Source organism: Kitasatospora atroaurantiaca, assembly GCF_007828955.1.
In the GTDB taxonomy this organism is placed as follows: domain Bacteria; phylum Actinomycetota; class Actinomycetes; order Streptomycetales; family Streptomycetaceae; genus Kitasatospora; species Kitasatospora atroaurantiaca.
Map to the genome: position 1 here is coordinate 5811756 of NZ_VIVR01000001.1, position 21547 is coordinate 5833302.

The following is a 21547-nucleotide window of genomic DNA, read 5'->3' on the forward strand; positions in this document are numbered from 1 at the left end:
CGGTGGGTCAGGCCACGTCCTCCCACCAGCCGTCCAGCTCCGGCGGGTTGTCCACGTCCACGCGCTGGCCCGGGCGCGGCACGGCCAGTGGCACGGCCTGCGCCTTGGCCTCGGCCAGCAGCCGCTCGATCGGCTCGGCCCACGGGTGCAGGGCCAGGTTGAAGGTGCACCAGTGGACGGGCACCAGCAGCTCGGCCCGCAGGTCGAGGTGGGCGCGGACGGCGTCCTCGGGGGTCATGTGGATGTCGGCCCAGGCCTCGTTGTAGGCACCGATCTGGACCAGCGCGGCGTCGAACGGGCCGTGCTTCTCGCCGATCGCGGCGTAGCCCTCGAAGTAGCCCGAGTCGCCGGTGTAGTAGATCTTCCGGTTCGGCCCGGCGATCACCCAGGAGCCCCAGAGCGTGGTGTTGCGGGTGGTCGAGCGGCCGGAGAAGTGGTGCGCGGAGGTCAGCGTCAGGGTCAGCTCGCCGAGGGTGCAGGTCTCGTCCCAGTCGAGCTCGATGATCCGGTGCTCGGGGACGCCCCAGCGGCTCAGGTGGCCGCCGATGCCCAGCGGCACCGCGAACGGCGCGGACTGGGTGGTCACCAGCCGCTTCACGGTGGCCATGTCCAGGTGGTCGTAGTGGTCGTGCGAGATCAGCACCACGTCGACCTGCGGCAGCTCCTCCAGCTCGACCGGAGCCGGGTGCAGCCGCTTCGGGCCGACGTGCGCCACGGGGGAGCAGCGGTCGCTCCAGATCGGGTCGATCAGCACCCGGCTGCCCTCGATCTCGACCAGCGCCGAGGCGTGCCCGTACCAGACGATCTCGATGCCCTCGGCGGCCGGCCGCTGCGGGCCGCCCTCGGGCCGGACCACCGGCACCGGCCGGACGGGCGTACGGCCCTCGCGCTCGAAGAGCATCTTCCGGACGGTCGACCGGTCCACCTGCGGCGGGTTCTGCGGCTCCTGGGCCAGGGCGGACGGGGCGTTGTGGAAGACGCCGTCGCGGTACTGCGGGGAGTTGCGGATACGCGGGTCGGTCCCGTCCGGCCGCCGGCCGAAGGCGGCGGGGAGGTCGCGCAGCGACCAGGCGACGGTGCCGGCCGCCGCGGCCAGGGCGGTCAGTGCCAGCAGTCTCTTCGGGCTGCCGGTGCTCTGGTGTGCCTCGCTCATCCGCCTCTTCGCTTTCGTCGTGACCGGGGGTGGGGCGTGGGTCGCCCAGGGCGACCACCCGGACGGTCCGGGAGCCGACAGGGCAACGGGCCTGACGTGGCTGGTTGTTCCCGATCCGGGCCACCGTTCGGCGGGCACCCGTCGGAAGCCCGGATTGTCGGGATGCGACAGTTCGCGCCGGACGGACCTGTGGGAGGTCGATGCGCTCAAGTCTCACTCAGCCCGATAGCGTCACACTGCGTACGCGCGCATCGCGTATGGATGCGGCCGAACGGCACACCACGTGCCGCCCTCGCGGCCGCCGGTCAATCACGGAGAGAGGTGGATCGTTGAGCCGCTCGGTTCTCGTCACCGGAGGTAACCGGGGCATCGGCCTCGCGATCGCCCTGGCCTTCGCCGAGGCGGGGGACAAGGTAGCCATCACCAGCCGTTTGGGGGAGGTCCCCGCCGAGCTGGCGAAGTACGAGGTGACCGCCGTCCGCTGCGACATCAACGACTCCGAGCAGGTCGACGCGGCCTTCACCGAGATCGAGGCCAAGCAGGGCGCGGTCGAGGTGCTGGTCTGCAACGCCGGCATCACCAAGGACACCCTGCTGCTGCGCATGTCGGAGCAGGACTTCACCTCCGTCGTGGACACCAACCTCACCGGCACCTTCCGGGTGGTCAAGCGGGCGTCCGCCAAGATGCTGCGGGCCCGCAAGGGCCGGATCGTGCTCATCTCCTCGGTCGTCGGCCTGCTGGGCTCGCCCGGGCAGGCGAACTACGCGGCGTCCAAGGCCGGCCTGGTCGGCTTCGCCCGCTCGCTGGCCCGTGAGCTCGGCTCGCGCAACATCACCGTCAACGTGGTCGCCCCCGGCTTCGTCGACACCGACATGACGGCGGTGCTCACCGAGGAGCGCCGCAAGGAGATCGTCGCCGGCGTGCCGCTCGGCCGCTACGCCGCACCCGCCGAGATCGCCTCGGCCGTTCGCTTCCTCTCCTCGGACGAGGCCGCATACATCACCGGAGCCGTCATTCCCGTCGACGGCGGATTGGGCATGGGTCACTGAACATGAGTGGAATCCTCGAGGGCAAGCGGATCCTGATCACCGGTGTGCTGATGGAGTCCTCCATCGCCTTCCACACCGCGAAGCTGGCCCAGGAGCAGGGCGCGGAGATCATCCTCACCGCCTTCCCGCGCCCCAGCCTGACCGAGCGCATCGCCAAGAAGCTCCCCAAGCCGGTGAAGGTGCTGGAGCTGGACGTGTCCAGCGAGGAGCAGCTGGCGGGCATCGCGGACCAGGTGCGCGAGCACCTGCCGACCCTGGACGGCATCGTCCACTCCATCGGCTTCGCGCCGCAGGACGCCCTGGGCGGCAACTTCCTGAACACCCCGTGGGAGTCCGTGGCCACCGCCATGCAGGTCTCCGCGTTCTCGCTGAAGTCGCTGACCATGGCGCTGCTCCCGCTGATGCAGGACGGCGGCTCGGTGGTCGGCCTGACCTTCGACGCGCAGTTCGCCTGGCCGAAGTACGACTGGATGGGCCCGGCCAAGGCCGCGCTGGAGGCCACCTCCCGCTACCTGGCCCGTGACCTGGGCGAGCGGAACATCCGCTGCAACCTGATCTCGGCCGGTCCGATCGGCTCGATGGCCGCGAAGTCCATCCCGGGCTTCGGCGACCTGGCGGCCACCTGGGACGCCCGTTCCCCGCTGAAGTGGGACCTCTCCGACCCGGAGCCGGCCGGCCGTGGCGTGGTCGCGCTGCTCTCCGACTGGTTCCCGAAGACCACCGGCGAGATCATCCACGTCGACGGCGGCCTCCACGCCATCGGCGCCTGACGCAACCGGCCGGCCGACGGGTTTACCCAGCGCAATCGGCCGGCCGGACAGGGGCGCGGGGAACTGCGCGATTCGGAAGAAGCTGACCCGAGCTGTCTCCCGTCTCGCGCAGTTCCTCGCGCCCCTTTGGGTTTGCCCGACGCAGTCGGCCGGCCCCTGGGTTCACCCGACGCAATCGGCCGGCCAGCCAGGGGCGCGGGGAACTGCGCGATTCGGAAGAAGCTGACCCGAGCTGTCTCCCGTCTCGCGCAGTTCCTCGCGCCCCTTTGGTGTTGCCCCGACCCGTAAAAATCGCTCAGCACGCGCCGATCGCGCGCCCCGCCTCCACCGAGGCCCGCGCCGCGTCCCCCGCCCGGACCGCGTCCAGGATGCCGTCGTGCCCCACGTACCGCTCGGCGATCAGCTCGGAGCCGACGTCGTGCCGCAGGTGCGCCCGCAGCACCTCCCCCAGGTCCGCGTACACCGCCGCGATGACGTCGTTGTGCGCCGCCGCCACCACGGCCTGGTGGAACGCCGCGTCCGCTTGGACGAAGTCCTCCGGGTCGCCCGCGGACCAGGCCGCCTCCCGCCTGGCCAGCGCGGTCGCCAGCAGCTCGAGGTCCCGCTCGGTCCGCCGGGTCGCGGCGAGGCCGGCGGCCGAGGTCTCCAGCATCGACCGCAGCTCGGCGACCTGCTCCTGGTCGGCGTCCGCGAAGCGGCGGTGCATCACCCCGGCCAGCTCGCTGGTGGCCAGGACGTACGTGCCCGAGCCCTGGCGGATGTCCAGCAGGCCGTTGTGCGCGAGCGCCCGGACGGCCTCGCGCACGGTGTTGCGGGCCACCCCGAGCTGTTCGACGAGCTCCGACTCGGTGGGGATCCGCGAGCCGACCGGCCATTCGCCCGAGGTGATCTGGGCCCGCAGCTGTGCGATCACCTGATCGGACAGCGGGGTGCGCCTGGTGGTCGACAGCGCCATGGGACTCCCTACTCCTGAGTTGACGGGCTACAGAATACCGGGGTGCCAATATTCATCCCATCATTCTATGATGGCCGCTATGTCCACCGCAGCAGACACCGCCACCCACCGCACCGAGGCCCGACCGGCAGCCCCACAGCCCGCCGCCAACCGCGGCAAGTACCTGGCCTGGCTGCTCGCCGTCGCCATCGCGGCCGCGGCCTTCAACCTCCGCCCGGTGGTCACCAGCCTCGGCCCGATGCTCGACCAGGTCCGCGCCGACCTCGGGATGAGCGCCACCGTCGCCGGGCTGCTCACCGCCGTGCCCTCGCTCTGCTTCGCGGTCTTCGGCCTCGCCGCCCCGGCCCTGGCCCGGAGGGTCGGCCCGATCGCGGTGGTCACGGCCGGCCTCGGCGCCATCACCCTCGGCGTGCTGGCCCGCTCCTTCGCGGGCGGCACCGCGGTCTTCCTGCTGCTGACCGCTGTCGCGCTGGCCGGTGTCGCGGTGTCCAACGTACTGATCCCGGTGGTGATCAAGCGCTACTTCCCCGACCGGGTCGGCCCGATGATCGGCCTCTACTCGATGGCGCTGTCCGCCGGCACCGCGCTCGCCGCGGCCGCCACCGTCCCGCTGACCACCGCGCTCGGCGGCAGCTGGCGCGAGGGTCTGGGCGTCTGGGGTCTGCTGGCGGCGGCCACCCTGGTGCTCTGGCTGGTGACGCTGTTCCTGCGCCGCGAGCGCTCCGAGGGCTCCGTGGCCCGGGCCACCGCCAAGCTGCCGATCCTGCGCAGCCGTACCGCCTGGGCACTGGCCGTCTTCCTGGGCCTGCAGGCGACCAGCGCGTACGCCACGATGGGCTGGCTGCCCAAGATCTACCAGGACGCCGGCGTCTCGGCCGGTGCCTCCGGCGTGCTCCTGGCGCTGGTGATGGCGATCAGCGTCCCGGTCTCCTTCATCCTGCCCAACCTGGCCGCCCGCCGTGGTGACCAGCGGATCTTCGTGGTCGTGCTGGGCCTGTGCGGCATCGCCGGCTACACCGGCCTGGCGCTCGCCGCGGGCACCGCCTCCTGGCTGTGGGCCTGCCTGGTGGGCCTGTCGATGTGCGCCTTCCCGCTCGCCCTGACCATGATCGGCCTGCGGGCCCGGACGCCGGGCGGGGTGGCCCAGCTCTCGGCCTTCGCCCAGAGCCTCGGCTACCTGATCTCCATCCCCGGCCCGATCCTGATCGGCAGCCTCTACCAGTCCACCGGCGGCTGGTACCTGCCGCTCGGCTTCCTGGCCCTGCTGCTCGTCCCGCAGATGGTCTTCGGCCTGCGCGCGGCGCTGTCCCGGCACATCGAGGACGAGGTCGTTCAAGCCCAGGTCAAGGCGTAGACCCCGGTTTCTGTCCGGCATCTCAGGGATGCGAGACTCGGCCTCATGCCAGTACTCGAACCCAATCCCCCGGACGGCCAGAAGAAGCTGCTGCAGCTGATGGGCGTGATCGCCGGCATCGTGATCCTGGTGGCCGTGGTCGCGGTCATCGCCAGGAACATGGGCTGACGGAGCGCCGGGCAGGGTCCACCCGGGCGGCCTGCACTCCTGCGGGCGACGGCGACCCGGAGCACCGCGCCCGACGGCCGGTTTTCTGGAAAGCTCTTGGATATGAGCGCCGACACTCCTCGAAGGATCATCGTTCTCCGCCACGCCAAGGCCGACTGGCCGAACCACGTGGACGACCACGAGCGGCCGCTGGCCGACCGCGGGCGGCACCAGGCGCCCGACGCCGGCCGCTGGCTCGCCGACTCCGGCATCCATCCCGACTACGTGCTCTGCTCCACCTCGCAGCGGACCAGGGAGACCTGGAAGCTCGCCGCGCACGAGCTGCCCAAGCGGGCCCGGAAGACGGTCTACGAGGGCCGGGTCTACGACGCCAGCCCCGGCGAGATCATCACGGTGCTGCAGGAGACCCCGGACGAGTACACCGACCTCCTGCTGGTCGGCCACAACCCGGGCGTCCTGGGCCTGACCCAGGTGCTGGCCGGTGACGAGGGCGACGCGGACGCGCTCAACCGGCTGCGCCTCGGCGGCTTCCCGACGGCGGCCATCGCGGTGCTGGGCTTCACCGGTCCGTGGAAGAGCGTCGAGCCCGGGGTGGCCAAACTGGAGGCCTTCCACACGCCGCAGGAGTGACGGCCAGGGGCGGGCACTCCCTCGTCGGAGTACCCGCCCCGGTGGCCTACCGGCCGTCGCTCATTCGGTCGGCGTGCCGTCCAGCGCGTCGGCCGCCTCGACCTCTTCGCGGGTGATCCCCAGCAGGTAGAGGACGGTGTCCAGGAAGGGCACGTTCACGGCCGTGTCGGCGGCCTCCCGGACCACCGGCTTGGCGTTGAAGGCCACCCCGAGCCCGGCCGCGTTCAGCATGTCCAGGTCGTTGGCGCCGTCGCCGATCGCCACCGTCTGCTCCAGCGGCACCTTGGCCTGCTCGGCGAACCGGGCCAGCCAGCGCGCCTTGCCCGCGCGGTCGACGATCTCGCCCGTCACCCGGCCGGTGAACTTCCCGTCCTCCACCTCCAGGGTGTTCGCGGCCGCGAAGTCGAGGCCCAGCTGCTCCACCAGATGGTCGGTGACCTGGGTGAACCCGCCGGAGACGATGGCCACCTGGTAGCCGAGCCGCTGCAGGGTACGGATCAGGGTGCGCGCCCCGGGAGTGAACCGGACCTCGGTACGGACCTTCTCCGTCACCGCCGCGTCCAGGCCCGCCAGCAGCGCGACCCGGGCCCGCAGCGACTCCGCGAAGTCCAGCTCGCCGCGCATCGCGGCCGCCGTCACCTCGGCGACCTTCTCCTCGCAGCCCGCGTGCGCCGCGAAGAGCTCGATCACCTCGTCCTGGATCAGCGTGGAGTCCACGTCCATCACCACCAGGCGCTTCGCCCGGCGGTGCAGCCCCGCCCGGACGACGGCGATGTCGACCCGCTGAGCGGCCGCCTCGACGGCCAGCTCGGCCCGCAGCTGCTCGGTGGCCACGCCGGAGACGGCCAGTTCGACGGCGGTCACCGGGTACTTGGCGAGCCTGAACACCCGGTCGATGTTGCCGCCCGACTCGGTGATCCGGGCGGTCAGCGCGGCGACCGCCGAGGCGGCGAGCGGGTGGCCGAGCACGGTGACGTGCGAGCGGCCCTCACGGCGCGGGGCGTTGTCGCCCGTACCGGAGATGATCTCGGCCTGGAGCTTCTGCTCCTCGGCCCAGCGGTGCACGGTGACCCGCAGCTCGCCCTCGGCGCCGGGTCCACCGCCGGCCGGGGGAGTGACCAGCGCGCACAGCGTTATCCGGCCACGGGTGACCATCTGCTCGATGTCGATCACGTCCACACCGAAGTCGCCGAGCGTGGCGAACAGGCCCGCGGTGATGCCAGGGCGGTCCTTGCCGAACACCTTGACCAGCAGGGTGCGCTCGTCGTCAAAGGTCCGGGGCAGCGGGGCGGGGAGAGGCTCAGCGGCCGGAGGCATAGCGTTCATGGTGCCTCCCACGCTACCGGGCGCGGATACCCCGCCACCGCACCCGTCCGCACCGTGGACGCGGTCTTCACGCCTGTGTCACCGACCTGGCCGCGGAACGTTGCCGCCCGGTCACAGTCGGCGGGCCTGACTTTCACGTAGCAGCGCGGGGCTGGAATGATTCCCCCCGTCAGATAGCAGGATCGGATCACCCGGGGGACCGGAGAGCGGGGCGGGCGAACAGTGCCGCAACTCGTAGTAGACATCAACGGGCAGCAGCGGGTGCTGGAACCCGGGCGGTCCTACACCATCGGACGCGACCCGAACTCGGACTTCACGTTCGACGACGCCCGGGTCTCCTGGCACCACGCCACCGTCTCCTTCAACGGCACCGGTTGGCAGCTGGAGGACCACGGCAGCACCAACGGCACGTACGCCGGGGGCGGCCGGACGCTGCACGCCCAGCTGTTCCCGGGGGCCGTGGTGAACCTGGGCAACGCCGAGAACGGCCCCCGGCTGGCCTTCTCCGCCCCGGCCGCCGCTCCGGCGCCCGCGCCGCAGGCCCCGCCGACGCCCGCCTGGCACGACGCCGCCACCAGCCGCAGCGGCGGTCCGATGGCGCACCAGCCGCCGGTCCAGCCGCCGGTCCACCAGCCGCCGGCGCAGCCGCCCGTGCAGCAGGCCTGGCCGCCGCAGCCGCCGGTCCAGCAGCAGTGGGGCGCACCCACCCCGCCGCCCGGCTTCCCGCAGCAGCAGAGCCCGCAGCATCAGGTCCCGCAGCAGGGCGTGCCCGCGCAGCCCGGTATCCCGGCCCAGCAGCCGCCGGCCCCCGCGGCCGGCCGGGCCAACCCGACGATGGTCCGCAGCCTCACCGCGGGCATGCGCGTCATCCGGATCGGCCGCGCCCTGGACAACGACATCGTCGTCTCCGACCTCCAGGTCTCCCGCCACCACGCCGAGCTGCGCCAGTTGCCCGACGGCCGGTACGAGATCGTCGACCTCGGCAGCCACAACGGCATCTTCCTCAACGGCCAGCCGGTACAGCGTCAGCTGATGGGCCCGCAGGACCGCCTGACCGTCGGCCACTCGACCTTCCAGCTGGTCGGCGACCAGCTGCACGAGTTCGCGGACACCGGCGCCGTCACCTTCTCCGCCCGCCACCTGACCGTCGAGGTCGAGCACAAGGGCGCCAAGAAGATCCTGCTCAACGACGTCAGCTTCTCCGTCCCGGAGAAGTCGCTGGTCGCCGTCATCGGCCCCTCCGGCTCCGGAAAGTCCACGCTGCTCCGCGCTCTCACCGGCTACCGCCCGGCCGACCGCGGCGACGTGCTCTACGACGGCCGCAACCTCTACAAGCAGTTCGCCGAGCTGCGCTCGCGGATCGGCCTGGTGCCCCAGTCGGAGATCCTGCACAAGGAGCTGACCGTCCGCAGTGGGCTCAAGTACGCCGCCCGGCTGCGCTTCCCCGGCGACACCGAGGCCGCCGAGCGCGAGCGCCGGATCGACGAGGTGCTGTTCGAGCTCCGCCTGGACAAGCGCGCCGACAACCGGATCACCGCCCTGTCCGGCGGCCAGCAGAAGCGCGTCTCGGTCGCCCTGGAGCTGCTCACCAAGCCCTCGCTGATCTTCCTGGACGAGCCCACCTCCGGCCTCGACCCGGGCATGGACCGCGAGGTCATGCAGACCCTGCGCGGCCTCGCCGACGACGGCCGCACGGTCCTCGTGGTCACCCACTCCGTTGCCGAACTCGCCCTCTGCGACCGGCTGCTGGTGATGGCCCCGGGCGGCTCGGTGGCGTACTTCGGCCCGCCGGACGAGGCGCTGCACTTCTTCGGCTACGAGACCTGGGCCGACGTCTTCCAGGCCTTCGAGAACTACCCCGAGCACGACTGGGCCGGCCGCTACCGCGGCTCGGTGCACTACCAGCAGTACTCGGCCGACGTGGACTCGGTGGCCGCCCAGTCGGCGTCGATCGTCCGCGAGCAGATCCGGCCGCCGAAGCCGCAGAGCTGGGGCTCCCAGCTGTGGACGCTGGTCCGCCGCTACCTCTCGGTGATCGCCTCCGACCGCGGCTTCATCGCGCTGTCGCTGCTGCTGCCACTGGTCCTGGGCGGGGTCTCCACGGTGATCCCGGACAAGTGCGGCCTGGCCGCCTGCGACGGCTCGGGCCGCAACGACGTCGCCCGCATGATCCTGCTGGTACTGGCCTTCGGCGCCTGCCTCTCCGGCTCGGCCAACTCCGTCCGTGAGTTGATCAAGGAACGCGCGATCTACGAACGGGAACGCGCCACCGGGCTCTCCCGGTCTGCGTACCTGATGTCGAAGATCATCGTGCTCGGAGCGGTCAGCTTCGTCCAGGGCGCACTCATCTCGGCCATCGGCTTCAAGGTGCGTACGCTGCCGGCCGAGGGCCTGGTCTTCAAGCACTCCCCGGCCGTCGAGATGGCGGTGGGCATCATCCTGCTCAGCTTCACCTCGATGATGTTCGGCCTGGTGATCTCGGCCCTGGTGAAGACCGCCGAGAAGACCATGCCGCTGCTGGTGATGTTCGCCATCGTCCAGATGGTCTTCACCGGCGCGATCTTCCAGCTCTTCAACAAGCCCGGACTCGAGCAGCTCGCCTGGCTGATGCCCGCCCGCTGGGGAGTCGCCGCCGCGGGCAACACCCTCGACCTGGCGCACATCTCCCCGGTCGTGATCACCAAGCCGCCGGCCAAGCCCGAGCTGGACGCCCTCTGGGAGCACTCCGTCGGCCACTGGATCGTCAACTGCCTCGCCCTGGTGGTCCTCTCCGTCGCCCTGGCGTTCCTGGTCCAGCGCCTCCAGCGCCGCCACGAGCCGGACGTCATGCAGAAGGGCTGACCCCCTGGCCCCACGAGACGGGCGGTACCCCCACGCCGGGGTGCCGCCCGTCGGCGTACTCCGCCGGTCCTACTCCTGCCGCCCCATGACCCGCCCACCCGCCCGGCGGTAGCGTGGGGGACATGTCGACCGAAGAGCCCACCGCCGCCTGCGACCCCTGCCTGGGCGGGATCGAGGCCGTCAGCACGGCGGTGCTCGCGATGAGCCGGCACCTGGAGGTCCGCGAGGTGCTGCGGCGGATCACCGCCTCCGCCCGCAGCCTCCTCGGCGCCGAGTACGCCGCGCTCGGGGTGCCCGACGACCACGGCGGCTTCGCCCAGTTCGTCGTCGACGGCGTCACCGACGAACAGTGGAAGGCCATCGGCCCGCTGCCCCGCCAGCACGGCGTACTGGCCACCATGCTGCACCAGCTGACGCCCACTCGGCTCACCGACGTCCGCCAGGCCCCCGCCTTCGAGGGATGGCCCGCCGCGCACCCCGACATGAAGGACTTCCTCGGGATGCCGATCATCGACGGCACCGAGATCCTCGGCGCGGTCTTCCTCGCCAACAAGAAGGGCGGATTCACCGAGCACGACGAGGAACTGCTCCGCATCCTCGCCGCGCACGCCGCCCTCGCCCTCGGCAACGCCCGCCTCTACGAACGCAGCCGCGAACTCACCCTGGCCGGCGAACGGGCCAGGATCGCCCACGACCTCCACGACGCCGTCTCGCAGAAGCTCTTCTCGCTGCGCCTCACCGCCAAGGCCGCCGCCACCCTGGTCGACCGCGACCCGGTCCGCGCCCGCGCCGAACTCGCCGAGGTCGCCCGCCTCGCCGCCGAGGCAGCGGACGAGCTGCGCGCCGTGGTGGTCGAGCTACGCCCGGCCGCACTGGACGAGGACGGACTGGTCGCCACCCTCGCCTCCCAGGTCCAGGTGCTCGACCGCGCGCACACCGCCGCCGTGCGGTTCAGCTCCCAGGGTGTCCGGACGCTGCCGCCGGCCCAGGAGGCGGCCGTCCTGCGGGTCGCCCAGGAGGCGCTGCACAACGCCCTCCGGCACTCCGAGGCCGCCAGCGTCGAGGTCACGCTGGCCGGCACGCCCGCGCGCGGGGCCGTGCTGCGGGTCGCCGACGACGGCCGGGGCTTCGACCCGGCGGCCGTCCGGCGGGCGGGGCGCCACCTCGGCCTGGTGTCGATGCGCGACCGGGTCGCGACCGTCGGCGGCAGACTGTCCCTGGAATCGGCCCCCGGCAAGGGGACGGTCATCGAGCTGGAGGTTCCCGGTGCCTGACACATCACCACCGATCCGCGTCCTCCTGGTGGACGACCACCAGGTGGTCCGGCGCGGCCTGCGGACCTTCCTGGAGGTGCAGGACGACATCGAGGTGGTCGGCGAGGCCGCCGACGGTGCCGAGGGCGTCGCCAAGGCCCAGGAGCTGCTCCCCGACGTGGTCCTGATGGACCTGAAGATGCCCGGGGTCGACGGCATCGAGGCGCTCAAGCTGCTCAAGGAGGAGGGCAGCAAGGCCCGGATCCTGATCGTCACCAGCTTCACCGAGCACCGCACCATGGTCCCCGCCCTGCGGGCCGGCGCGGCCGGCTACGTGTACAAGGACGTCGACCCGGAGGCCCTCGCCGGGGCGATCCGCTCCGTCCACGCCGGGCACGTCCTGCTCCAGCCCGAACTCGCCGAGGCACTGCTCTCCGACGACGGCCCCCGCGCCCCGCAGGGCCGGGGCGGCACCCTGACGGAGCGTGAGCGCGAAGTCCTCGGCCACATCGCGGACGGCCGCTCCAACCGGGAGATCGCCCGCAGCCTCCACCTCTCCGAGAAGACGGTGAAGACGCACGTCTCCAACATCCTGATGAAGCTGGACCTCGCCGACCGCACCCAGGCCGCCCTCTGGGCCGTCCGCAACGGCGAAGCCTAGGACGTCGGGGTAGCTCCTCAGGGGCGCGGGGAACTGCGCTGCCGGCCATGCACCTCCGTAGAGGGTTGGTCGCGCACGCAGTTAATCAAGCTCGGCCCGCGCCCCTGGGATGCCCCTTCCCGCCGGGATACCCTGCGCCGTCAGGCTCGCTCGTCCACCAACGCGTTGTACGCGGCGACCTGAGCCCGGCGGGCCGTTCGCCGCAGGGGCGCCAGCACCTCCCGACGGGCCGTCATCTCCGAGGCGCTGACCGCCGCGCCGTGCCCGCTCAGCGCGATCGACAGCAGCGCCGAGATCTGCCGGGCCGACTCCAGGACCCGTACCGCGCGCGGCGGATATCCGGGAGCGAGCAGCTCCGCGTGCCCACGCCGGCGGTACTGCTCCAGCGCCCGCAGCGCCTCCGGCCCCGCACCCGCCACGTCCAGCTTGGTCAGCAGCAGCGTGGTCTCGCGCAGCCCGTCCGCGAGCTCCCGCTCCGCCTCGTGCAGCGAGGGGACGTCGGCCGGCGGGGCCTCGTTGACCGTCGAGCAGCGCCAGAGCACCGTCGCCGACTGATCCCCGGCCGGACCGAACACCTCGACCTCGGGCACCAGCCCGAGCGGCACCCCGACCGCGAGGACGGCCTCCCCGGCGGCCAATGCCCGGGTGTTGAACGCGGCCGGACCGGTCAGCCCGAGCGGGTGCCCGGCGCTGGGCAGCGCGAGCCGCAGCCCGGTCACCCCGAGCACGCGCAGCCGCCCGAGCGCCCAGGTCAGCCCGTGCAGCTCGCCCGGCTCGTCCCCGGGCAGCCCGGTCACCCGGTGCGTCTCGTCCTCGCCGAGGACGGCCGCCGCGGCATTGTCCGGCGGCACGAAACCGCCCAGCAGGGCGTTGCCCCATGCGGTCAGCCGCCCCGAGCGCGGCTCTTCGAAAGGATTGTCAGCGGGAGTAACGAGCATCCGGCCAGCCTACGGAAAAGTCCGCCATCCGCGTGGCGTAGGTTTGGGCTGTGCTGCGAGCGGCGCACCCCCTCCGAGCCCCATCCGGCAGCCGGGGGTAGGCTGCCCGCCCGCACCGACTGTCGACACGAGTGGACCGCACCCCGAGGACCCGCGCGCAGGACCCTCGGACGGCCGAATTCTGCATTGGGGAAGGCGTAGGCATGAGCGACGTGCTGGAGCTGGTGGACGTATCCGTGGTCCGGGAGGGGCGCGCGCTTGTCGACCAGGTGTCCTGGTCGATCTCCGAGGGTGAGCGCTGGGTGATCCTCGGCCCCAACGGTGCCGGCAAGACGACCCTGCTGCAGGTCGCCTCCACCTACCTCTTCCCGAGCACCGGCACCGCCGCGATCCTGGGCGAGAAGCTCGGCTCGGTCGACGTCTTCGACCTGCGCCAGCGGATCGGCCTGGCCGGCGCGTCCATGATCGACAAGCTGCCGGGCGAGCAGACCGTGCTGCAGACGGTGCTCACCGCCGCGTACGGCATGACGGCCGGCTGGCGCGAGCAGTACGAGACCACCGACGAGTCCCGCGCGCTCGCCCTGCTGGACCGCCTCGGCATGGCCGACTTCACCGCCCGCAAGTTCGGCACCCTCTCCGAGGGCGAGCGCAAGCGCACCCTGATCGCCCGCGCCCTGATGACCGACCCCGAGCTGCTGCTCCTCGACGAGCCGGCCGCGGGTCTGGACCTGGGCGGCCGCGAGGACCTGGTCCGCCGCCTGGGCGCGCTGGCCCAGGACGAGTACGCCCCGGCGATGGCGATGGTGACCCACCACGTCGAGGAGATCGCCCCGGGCTTCACCCATGTCCTGATGATCCGCCAGGGCAAGGTGCTGACCGCGGGCCCGATCGACACCGCGCTGACGGCGCGCAACCTCTCGCTCTGCTTCGGGCTGCCGCTGACCCTGGAGCGCCACGGCGACCGCTGGTCCGCGCAGGGTCTCCCGCTGGGCTGAACCGTCCGGAACTCCACTGAACTGGAACCGCTCGTACGGACGGCCGGTTTCCGCCCGTCCACCTGCGGGAACTTACCGCGGCGAGTAGGTTCCCCTCCCTAGGATGGCTCTGTGGACAGCTGGATCTGGTGGCTCCTGGCCGCCGTCGGACTCGGAATACCGCTGGTGCTCACGGCCATGCCGGAGTTCGCCATGTTCGCGGTCGGGGCCGGCGCAGCCGCCCTCGCCGCCGGGCTGGGCGCGGGGGTGGTGACGCAGTTCCTGCTTTTCGTGGGCGTCTCCGTCGCGCTGCTGGTGTTCGTCCGGCCCATCGCGTACCGCCAGTTGCAGAAGGGCCCGCAGGTCAGGATGGGCATCGAGGCGCTCAAGGGCGCCAGCGCAATCGTTCAGGAACAGGTCGACGGGGAGGGCGGGCGGATCAAGCTGAATGGCGAGATCTGGTCGGCCCGCGCGCTCAATCCCGGCAGTGTCTACGAGCCGGGGCAGCAGGTCGACGTCGTCGAAATCCAGGGCGCAACCGCCCTGGTCGTCTAGGGGAGAGTCCGTGGAACCCGTTCTTATCGTGCTGGTCGTCCTGGTCGTGGTGGCCTTCATCGCACTGATCAAGACGATCCAGGTGATCCCGCAGGCCAGCGCCGCGATCGTCGAGCGCTTCGGCCGCTACACCCGGACGCTCAGCGCGGGCCTGAACATCGTGGTGCCGTTCATCGACAACGTGCGCAACCGGATCGACCTGCGCGAGCAGGTCGTGCCCTTCCCGCCGCAGCCGGTGATCACCCAGGACAACCTGGTGGTGAACATCGACACCGTCATCTACTACCAGGTCACCGACCCCCGGGCCGCCACGTACGAGGTCGCCAGCTACATCCAGGCCATCGAGCAGCTCACCGTCACCACCCTGCGCAACATCATCGGCTCGATGGACCTCGAGTCGACCCTGACCTCCCGTGAGGTGATCAACGCCGGTCTGCGCGGCGTCCTGGACGAGGCCACCGGCAAGTGGGGCATCCGGGTCAACCGCGTCGAGCTCAAGGCGATCGAGCCGCCGACCTCCATCCAGGACTCGATGGAGAAGCAGATGCGCGCCGACCGTGACAAGCGCGCCGCGATCCTCACCGCCGAGGGTGCCCGCCAGGCCGCGATCCTGCGCGCCGAGGGTGAGAAGCAGGCGGAGGTGCTCAAGGCCGAGGGTGAGGCCCAGGCCGCGGTGCTGCGTGCCGACGGTGAGGCCGCGGCCATCCGTACGGTCTTCGAGGCGATCCACGACGGCGACGCCGACCAGAAGCTGCTCGCGTACCAGTACCTGCAGACCCTGCCCGAGCTCGCCAAGGGCGACTCCAACAAGCTCTGGATCATCCCGAGCGAGGTCGGCGACGCCCTGAAGGGCCTCGGCGGTGCCTTCACCGGCCTGACCGGCGGTGCGAACGGCGCCGCGGCCGCCGCCCCGACGGCCACTCAGGTCCCGCTGGACGGCGCCGGCCGGCAGTCCGTCCCCCCGCCCGCCGGTCCCCGTCCGCTGGACACCGACACCAAGGGCGCCGCGCGCCCGCGCGTCGAGCCGACCCGCGAGTACCCGAAGATCGACCCCGAGTGACCGACCCCGAGTGATCGACGCCCGTCGGGCCCGCTCCGCACCACCGGAGCGGGCCCGACGGCGTTCCGGATGCTGGAAAGCCCTGGCCCCGGAGCCCCGCCCTGCTGCATGATCCTTATCGACAGCAGTCAGGGAGGGAATGGCACATGACGTTCTGGGAGGGGCTGGCCGTCCTGATCGCCGGCGTCGGCGCGGGGACGATCAACACGGTCGTCGGCTCGGGCACCCTCATCACCTTCCCGATCCTGCTCGCCTTCGGCCTGCCGCCGGTCACCGCCAACGTCTCCAACACCCTCGGCCTCGTCCCCGGCTCGCTCAGCGGCGCCATCGGCTACCGCCGCGAACTGGCCGGCCAGGGCCACCGACTGCGCCGCCTGGGCACCGCCTCGCTCCTCGGCGGCCTGCTCGGTGCGTACCTGCTGGTCAAGCTGCCGAGCAAGGCCTTCGACACGATCGTTCCGGTCCTGATCCTGCTGGCGCTCGTACTGGTCGTGATCCAGCCCCGGGTCGCCCGCGCGATGGCCGCCCGCCGCCGGGACGGCGAGGCCGGGTCGGAGCTCGGCCCGCTGCTGCTCATCGGCGTCTTCCTGGCCGGCATCTACGGCGGCTACTTCGGCGCCGCCCAAGGCGTCCTGCTGATCGCTCTGATGGGCATGCTGCTGCAGGACGGCATGCAGCGCATCAACGCGGCCAAGAACGTGCTGGCACTCATCGTCAACGGCGCCGCCGCGGTCTTCTTCCTGTTCGCCTCGCACATCGACTGGACGGCCGTGCTGCTCATCGCCGCCGGCTCGGTGGTCGGCGGCCAGCTCGGCGCCAAGGTCGGACGGCGCCTGCCGCCGGTCGCACTGCGCGGCGTCATCGTGGTGGTCGGCCTGATCGCCGTCACCAGAATGCTCATCAGCTGATCACCTGTTACGGCTTTTACAGCCGGCACGGATGTTACGGAGACTGCCATGGCCCTGGAAATGCGTGAGATCTGCGAGCGCTGCGAGGTGTCGCTGACGCCCGAGGCCCCCGCCTTCATATGCTCCTACGAGTGCACCTTCTGTCCGGACTGCACCTCGGCCATGACGGCCACCTGCCCCAACTGCGGCGGTGAGCTGGTGGCCCGGCCACGCCGGACGACCGGCTGACGCGCCGGACCACCGGCTGAGGAGAGCGACCCGCCCATGAGCAGAGCACGGCTGACCGAGGACGAGATCACCACGGGCCTGGCCGCCCTCCCGGACTGGACGCGCGAGGGCGACTCCATCACCCGTACCGCCGAGGCCGCGAGCTTCCCCGCCGCGATCAGGGTCGTGGACGCCGTCGCCGAGACGGCCGAGCAACTCGACCACCACCCCGACATCGACATCCGCTGGCGCACCCTGCGCTTCGTCCTCTTCACCCACAGCGCAGGCGGCCTGACCAGCCTCGATCTCACCCTCGCGGCCCGCATCGACGAGGCCCTGCGCGCCGAGAGCTGAGGGCCGGTCAGCGCTCCGTACCCCCGGTTCCGGCCGGCCGCTCCGTCCGCCATGAGATGCTGGCAGCTTGCAGCACGCAGTCGGGACGGACGGAACGCATGGCTCAGGACCACTCCGGCACCGCCGGGCAGGAGCCCGTCGGGTACGACTACCAGCAGCCCTGGTACCCGCAGCAGCAGGAGGCGGCGGGCGACCAGTGGGGCGGGTACCAGCAGTCGTACCCGGGCGGTGAGCAGCAGGGCTGGGGCACACCCGGGGCAGAGCAGTGGCAGACCGGCCTCCCGCAGCAGCAGGAGGGCGAGGGCTACTACGCCACCGCGTACCAGCAGCCGGCCGCAGACCCCTCCTACGGCCAGTACCCGGCCGCCGAGCAGCAGCTGTACGCGCCGCCCGGGGTCGACGGCTACTACAACGCCTACGGAGCTGACCAGTCGTCACTCCAGGCGCCCGCCGACACGCAATCCGGCGATGGAGCCGCGGTCACCTACGGCGATGAGGCTGCGGCCACCTACGAAGCTCCGGCCGAGGAGCCCCTCGCCGACGACGCTCCCGGCGACGGGACCACCCGTACCTCGCTCGTCGAGCGCGCCAAGGCCGCCGCGGACGCGGTGATCTCCGCCGACCACGCACCGAGCAGGCGCGCCCTGGCGCTCCGCGCCGGCGCGGGCGCCGCGGCCCTGGCCGTCCTGATCACCGCGGGCGTGCTCGCCACCGGGGACGACGAAAGCGGCAGCGACTCCGGCGACACCGCCGCAGCACCCGGCTTCACCGTCGCCCACGCCAAGGCCTGGGCCGCACAGCCCGCCTCCGCCGCGCCCTCGGGCGCCGACGACACCCTGGTCGGCAGCTGGCTGCTGGGCGAGGCCGTCGTCCGCGCCGACAGCACCGGTGTGCACGCCTACGCCCTGGCAGACGGCAAGCCCACCTGGGCGGTCGCCCCGCCCGCCGACGGCGCCACCGCCTGCGGGCTCTCGCCCACCGTGAACGCCACCGGCCTCGGCGCCGTCCTGTTCCGGCCCCAGGCAGACCCGAAGAGCCCGTGCACCCTGCTGGCCGCGGTCGACACCAAGACCGGCAAGACGGCCTGGACGAAGACGCTCTCCGACACCAAGGACGCCTACGCCGCACACGTCGCGGTCACCGCGGACAAGGTCATCGCGGTCGGCGACGACAAGGCCGTCGCCTGGGCGGCCGCGGACGGGAAGGACCTCTGGCAGTACGGCGGCCAGGGCAAGTTCTGCACCCTCTCGGGCAACGCGAGCGGTGGCACCGTCCTGCTGCACAGCAGCTGCGCGGACAGCACGCCGGTCGACCAGGCCGTCGCGCTCAACGCCACCGACGGCAAGGTCAAGTGGTGGCGCGGCCTGAACAACCAGCCGAAGACCGTCACCGTGCTCTCCGCCGAACCCGCCGTGGTCCTCACCACCGGCGACAAACCGGCCGACGACCGGGTCTTCGGCTGGGGCGCGACCGGCGACCCGGCCGCCGAGATCCCCGTCTCGGTGGAGGGCGGCCGGCTGGACGTCGGCCACGGCACCTTCGACGCCACGCCGAGCGTGTTCTTCCAGGACCACACCATGGTCACCACGGTGACCCCCGCCGAGGAAGGCCCGTCCACGGTCACCGCGTACGACCTGGCCACCGGCAAGGCGCTCTGGAAGACCCGGGCGAGCGAGAAGGGCAAGGCCCGAGCCGTCGGGTTCGAGAACGGCGCGCTGCTGCTCGCCGTCGACGAGCGCCTCGACCAGCCCGCCCACCTCAGCCGCTTCGCCGCCACGGGCGGCCAGGAGACCGCGGGTGGCGCCTATCCGCAGGGCACCGGCTCGCTGCTCACCGCCGGGCGGGTGCTGACCGGCGGCGGCAAGGTCGTCGTCCTCCCGGAGCACTCGACGAACTTCGGCACCGCGACGGCCTTCCAGGCCAAGGGCTAGCCGGTCTCCCGCCTGTCCGGTGGGCCGACTCTTGTTTGGTGGGCCGACTCTTGTTTGGTGGGCCGACCTGTCCCCCGACCGGGTCGGCCCACCAAGTTCATTCCGCGGCTACGCCACGGCGGGCAGCCAGGGCGCGAGCTCGCGCATCTCGCTGCCGCGCAGGCCGAGCGCCAGCATCAGCGTGGCCTCCGGCGTCGGCTCGAACGGCCTGCGGAGCAGCTTCATACCGGCCTGCTCCGGCGTCCGGTCGGCCTTGCGCTGGTTGTCCTCCGCGCAGGCCGCCACGGTGTTCAGCCAGCTGTCGGCACCGCCGCGCGACCTCGGCTGCAGGTGGTCCACGGTCGTGGCCCGCCGCCCGCAGTAGGCGCACAGGTGCTGGTCACGTACGAGGACCCCGCGCCGCGACCACGGGGCCCGTTGTCGGAACGGCACTCTGACGTACCGTTGAAGCCTGATCACCCGGGGCACCGGTACGGCGATGCCGGTACCGCGCACCATCCCCAACGGATGGGCGTGCTCGACCACGGCCTTGTCCTGCAGTACGAGGACCACGGCGCGCTTGAGCGACACCGTCGTCAGAGGCTCGTAGCTCGCGTTCAGTACCAGCGTGTTGCGCATCCCCGCCACCTCCCTGAGGACCGTGCCCGACGGCACGACCGTCCCGTCCTTGCCGCCGCACGGCGGTGGGTCCACTCTGACCGCGCACCCGCCTCGCGAACAACGGAATTTCCGTGGCGTGAGCGGGCTGCTTGGAAACTCGCTGGCCCGGACCGCGTACTCTCTAGAACGCTGGAGTCGTCCAGGCGTGCGGCCCGATGGACCGGGCCGTCGTAGTCGCCCGGCGCCCGATCGAAGGAGAAGCGTGACCGTGACGGACATCGTCGACGAGCTGCGGTGGCGAGGGCTGATCGCCCTGTCCACCGACGAGGACGCACTGCGCAAGGCGTTCGCGGACGGCCCGGTCACGTTCTATTGCGGCTTCGACCCGACGGCCCCGAGCCTGCACCTCGGCAACCTGGTGCAGATCCTCACCATGCGCCGCCTCCAGCAGGCCGGGAACCTGCCGCTGGGCCTGGTCGGCGGAGCGACCGGCCTGATCGGCGACCCCAAGCCGACGGCGGAGCGCGTCCTGAACGACCCCGAGGTGGTGGCCGGCTGGGTCGACCGCCTGCGCGGTCAGATCTCGAAGTTCCTGGACTTCGAGGGCGAGTACGCGGCGCGCATGGTCAACAACCTGGACTGGACGTCCGGCATGTCGGCGATCAGCCTGCTGCGCGACGTGGGCAAGTACTTCCGCGTCAACAACATGATCGCCAAGGAGGCCGTCGCCCGACGGCTGAACTCCGACGCCGGCATCAGCTACACCGAGTTCAGCTACCAGATCCTCCAGGGCATGGACTACCTGGAGCTTCACCGCCGCTACAACTGCACCCTGCAGACCGGTGGCAGCGACCAGTGGGGCAACCTCACCGCGGGCAGCGACCTGATCCGCAAGGCCGAGGGCAAGTCCGTCCACCTGATCGCCACGCCGCTGATCGTGAAGGCCGACGGCACCAAGTTCGGCAAGACCGAATCGGGCACGGTCTGGCTGGATCCGGAGCTCACCACGCCGTACGCGTTCTACCAGTTCTGGCTGAACGTGGACGACCGGGACGTCTCCAACTTCCTGCGGATCTTCAGCTTCCGCTCGCGGGAGGAGATCGAGGAGCTGGAGCGCGAGACCTCCGAGCGCCCGGCCGCACGCCTCGCGCAGCGCGCGCTGGCCGAGGAGCTCACCACTCTGCTCCACGGCGCGGAGCAGTACGAGCGCGCTGTCGCCGCCTCCAAGGCGCTCTTCGGCCAGGGCGACCTGGCGGAGCTGGAGCCCGCGACGCTTGCCGCGGCTCTCGCCGAGGTGCCCAAGGCGACGGTCACCGAGCTGCTCCCGGTGGTCGACCTCCTGGTCGAGGTCGGCCTGGCCCCGAGCCGCTCGGCAGCCCGCCGGACGGTCAAGGAGGGCGGCGCGTACCTCAACAACGCGAAGGTCGCCGACGAGGAGGCCGTGCCGGCCGACTCCGATCTGCTGCACGGCCGTTGGCTGGTGCTGCGGCGCGGCAAGCGCAACCTCGCAGCCGTTGAGCTCGTGTCGAACTGACGTCAGTTGGCTGAAACCGCAACCGGTTTGAGCTGCGACTTCGGGTAAGAGGGGCCGGATCTGGTCAGATCCGGCCCCTCTGCGTTTGACTGGCGTCCGTAGGTGCCCTAACGTAGTCCGAGTCGCCTGATTCGGACGGGCAGACGGGAAGGCCGCTCGGCCGACCTGGACCGACCGAGATCGCGGGTGACCACCCCCAAACCTTGATGAGCGATTCGTCGCGCGCTCTTTCGATTCACGTCGAGAGGGAAAAGCGGTCGGAATAACTCTGTTAGAGTTCGGGAGCGCCGAAAGGCAGGAGCAAGTCTGGTGAGTGAAACTCCGGA

At 71.6% G+C, this 21547-nt stretch carries 21 protein-coding genes; 16 read left to right on the forward strand and 5 right to left on the reverse strand.

Annotated features, from left to right (window positions below; translation table 11 throughout):
* Nucleotides 1–7: 7 nt before the first annotated feature.
* Nucleotides 8–1153 carry an MBL fold metallo-hydrolase gene (locus tag FB465_RS26235; RefSeq protein WP_145794390.1) on the reverse strand — a complete coding sequence of 382 codons (1146 nt, stop codon included), beginning with the start codon at nt 1151–1153 and terminating at the stop codon, nt 8–10.
* Nucleotides 1154–1482: 329 nt separating this feature from the next.
* Between FB465_RS26235 and fabG the strand changes: the two genes are divergently transcribed.
* Nucleotides 1483–2202 (forward strand): 3-oxoacyl-[acyl-carrier-protein] reductase, encoded by a 720-nt coding sequence (gene fabG / locus FB465_RS26240; protein WP_145794391.1) that lies wholly within the window; start codon nt 1483–1485, stop codon nt 2200–2202.
* Between the two features lie 2 nt (nt 2203–2204).
* Nucleotides 2205–2972 carry an enoyl-ACP reductase FabI gene (gene fabI, locus FB465_RS26245; protein ID WP_145794393.1) on the forward strand — a complete coding sequence of 256 codons (768 nt, stop codon included), beginning with the start codon at nt 2205–2207 and terminating at the stop codon, nt 2970–2972.
* Between the two features lie 295 nt (nt 2973–3267).
* Here fabI and FB465_RS26250 read toward each other — a convergent pair whose 3' ends face one another.
* A complete protein-coding gene (locus tag FB465_RS26250; RefSeq protein WP_145794394.1) occupies nt 3268–3927 on the reverse strand; it encodes a FadR/GntR family transcriptional regulator in 660 nt (219 codons plus the stop codon).
* A gap of 79 nt (nt 3928–4006) precedes the next feature.
* Between FB465_RS26250 and FB465_RS26255 the strand changes: the two genes are divergently transcribed.
* The 3 genes from FB465_RS26255 to FB465_RS26260 all read left to right on the forward strand — a co-directional run bounded on the left by FB465_RS26255 (nt 4007) and on the right by FB465_RS26260 (nt 6079).
* On the forward strand, nt 4007–5281 hold the full coding sequence (locus tag FB465_RS26255) for a CynX/NimT family MFS transporter (RefSeq protein WP_145794396.1): 1275 nt from the start codon (nt 4007–4009) through the stop codon (nt 5279–5281).
* Between the two features lie 45 nt (nt 5282–5326).
* Nucleotides 5327–5449 (forward strand): SGM_5486 family transporter-associated protein, encoded by a 123-nt coding sequence (locus FB465_RS37580; protein ID WP_281292360.1) that lies wholly within the window; start codon nt 5327–5329, stop codon nt 5447–5449.
* A 102-nt stretch (nt 5450–5551) separates the two neighbouring features.
* Nucleotides 5552–6079 carry a SixA phosphatase family protein gene (locus tag FB465_RS26260; RefSeq protein ID WP_145794398.1) on the forward strand — a complete coding sequence of 176 codons (528 nt, stop codon included), beginning with the start codon at nt 5552–5554 and terminating at the stop codon, nt 6077–6079.
* A gap of 60 nt (nt 6080–6139) precedes the next feature.
* Here the strand turns inward: FB465_RS26260 and serB are convergent, their stop codons facing one another.
* Nucleotides 6140–7405, reverse strand: coding sequence for a phosphoserine phosphatase SerB (serB, locus tag FB465_RS26265; protein WP_211785856.1), 1266 nt, complete (start codon nt 7403–7405; stop codon nt 6140–6142).
* Nucleotides 7406–7627: 222 nt separating this feature from the next.
* Between serB and FB465_RS26270 the strand changes: the two genes are divergently transcribed.
* From FB465_RS26270 to FB465_RS26280, 3 genes are all read left to right on the forward strand, one after another.
* A complete protein-coding gene (locus FB465_RS26270; RefSeq protein WP_145794400.1) occupies nt 7628–10246 on the forward strand; it encodes an ABC transporter ATP-binding protein/permease in 2619 nt (872 codons plus the stop codon).
* A 122-nt stretch (nt 10247–10368) separates the two neighbouring features.
* Nucleotides 10369–11520 carry a GAF domain-containing sensor histidine kinase gene (locus FB465_RS26275; protein WP_145794402.1) on the forward strand — a complete coding sequence of 384 codons (1152 nt, stop codon included), beginning with the start codon at nt 10369–10371 and terminating at the stop codon, nt 11518–11520.
* Entirely contained in the window at nt 11513–12160 is a 648-nt protein-coding gene (locus FB465_RS26280) for a response regulator (RefSeq protein ID WP_145794404.1), read from the forward strand. The genes FB465_RS26275 and FB465_RS26280 overlap by 8 nt, the downstream gene beginning before the upstream one ends.
* A 140-nt stretch (nt 12161–12300) precedes the next feature.
* Here FB465_RS26280 and FB465_RS26285 read toward each other — a convergent pair whose 3' ends face one another.
* Nucleotides 12301–13098 carry a hypothetical protein gene (locus tag FB465_RS26285; RefSeq protein WP_145794405.1) on the reverse strand — a complete coding sequence of 266 codons (798 nt, stop codon included), beginning with the start codon at nt 13096–13098 and terminating at the stop codon, nt 12301–12303.
* Between the two features lie 203 nt (nt 13099–13301).
* On the opposite strand from FB465_RS26285, the gene FB465_RS26290 reads away from it, so the two are divergent.
* The 7 genes from FB465_RS26290 to FB465_RS26320 all read left to right on the forward strand — a co-directional run bounded on the left by FB465_RS26290 (nt 13302) and on the right by FB465_RS26320 (nt 19087).
* A complete protein-coding gene (locus FB465_RS26290) occupies nt 13302–14093 on the forward strand; it encodes an ABC transporter ATP-binding protein (protein WP_145794407.1) in 792 nt (263 codons plus the stop codon).
* A gap of 111 nt (nt 14094–14204) precedes the next feature.
* Nucleotides 14205–14627: an NfeD family protein gene (locus tag FB465_RS26295; protein WP_145794409.1), complete on the forward strand. Its 423-nt coding sequence runs from the start codon at nt 14205–14207 to the stop codon at nt 14625–14627.
* Nucleotides 14628–14637: 10 nt separating this feature from the next.
* A complete protein-coding gene (locus tag FB465_RS26300) occupies nt 14638–15687 on the forward strand; it encodes an SPFH domain-containing protein (RefSeq protein WP_145794410.1) in 1050 nt (349 codons plus the stop codon).
* Nucleotides 15688–15833: 146 nt separating this feature from the next.
* Entirely contained in the window at nt 15834–16595 is a 762-nt protein-coding gene (locus tag FB465_RS26305) for a sulfite exporter TauE/SafE family protein (protein ID WP_145794412.1), read from the forward strand.
* Nucleotides 16596–16643: 48 nt separating this feature from the next.
* Entirely contained in the window at nt 16644–16823 is a 180-nt protein-coding gene (locus FB465_RS26310) for a DUF1272 domain-containing protein (RefSeq protein ID WP_145794414.1), read from the forward strand.
* Between the two features lie 36 nt (nt 16824–16859).
* A complete protein-coding gene (locus FB465_RS26315) occupies nt 16860–17156 on the forward strand; it encodes a 4a-hydroxytetrahydrobiopterin dehydratase (protein WP_145794415.1) in 297 nt (98 codons plus the stop codon).
* 98 nt (nt 17157–17254) lie between these two features.
* Entirely contained in the window at nt 17255–19087 is a 1833-nt protein-coding gene (locus FB465_RS26320; protein ID WP_170290691.1) for an outer membrane protein assembly factor BamB family protein, read from the forward strand.
* A 108-nt stretch (nt 19088–19195) separates the two neighbouring features.
* On the opposite strand, the gene FB465_RS26325 is transcribed toward FB465_RS26320, so the two are convergent.
* Nucleotides 19196–19705 (reverse strand): HNH endonuclease, encoded by a 510-nt coding sequence (locus FB465_RS26325; RefSeq protein WP_145794419.1) that lies wholly within the window; start codon nt 19703–19705, stop codon nt 19196–19198.
* 250 nt (nt 19706–19955) lie between these two features.
* Here FB465_RS26325 and tyrS point away from each other — a divergent pair, with 250 nt between their 5' ends.
* The gene (gene tyrS, locus FB465_RS26330; protein ID WP_145797608.1) at nt 19956–21221 is read left to right on the forward strand and encodes a tyrosine--tRNA ligase; all 1266 of its coding nucleotides are present in this window, start codon (nt 19956–19958) and stop codon (nt 21219–21221) included.
* Nucleotides 21222–21547: the final 326 nt, after the last annotated feature.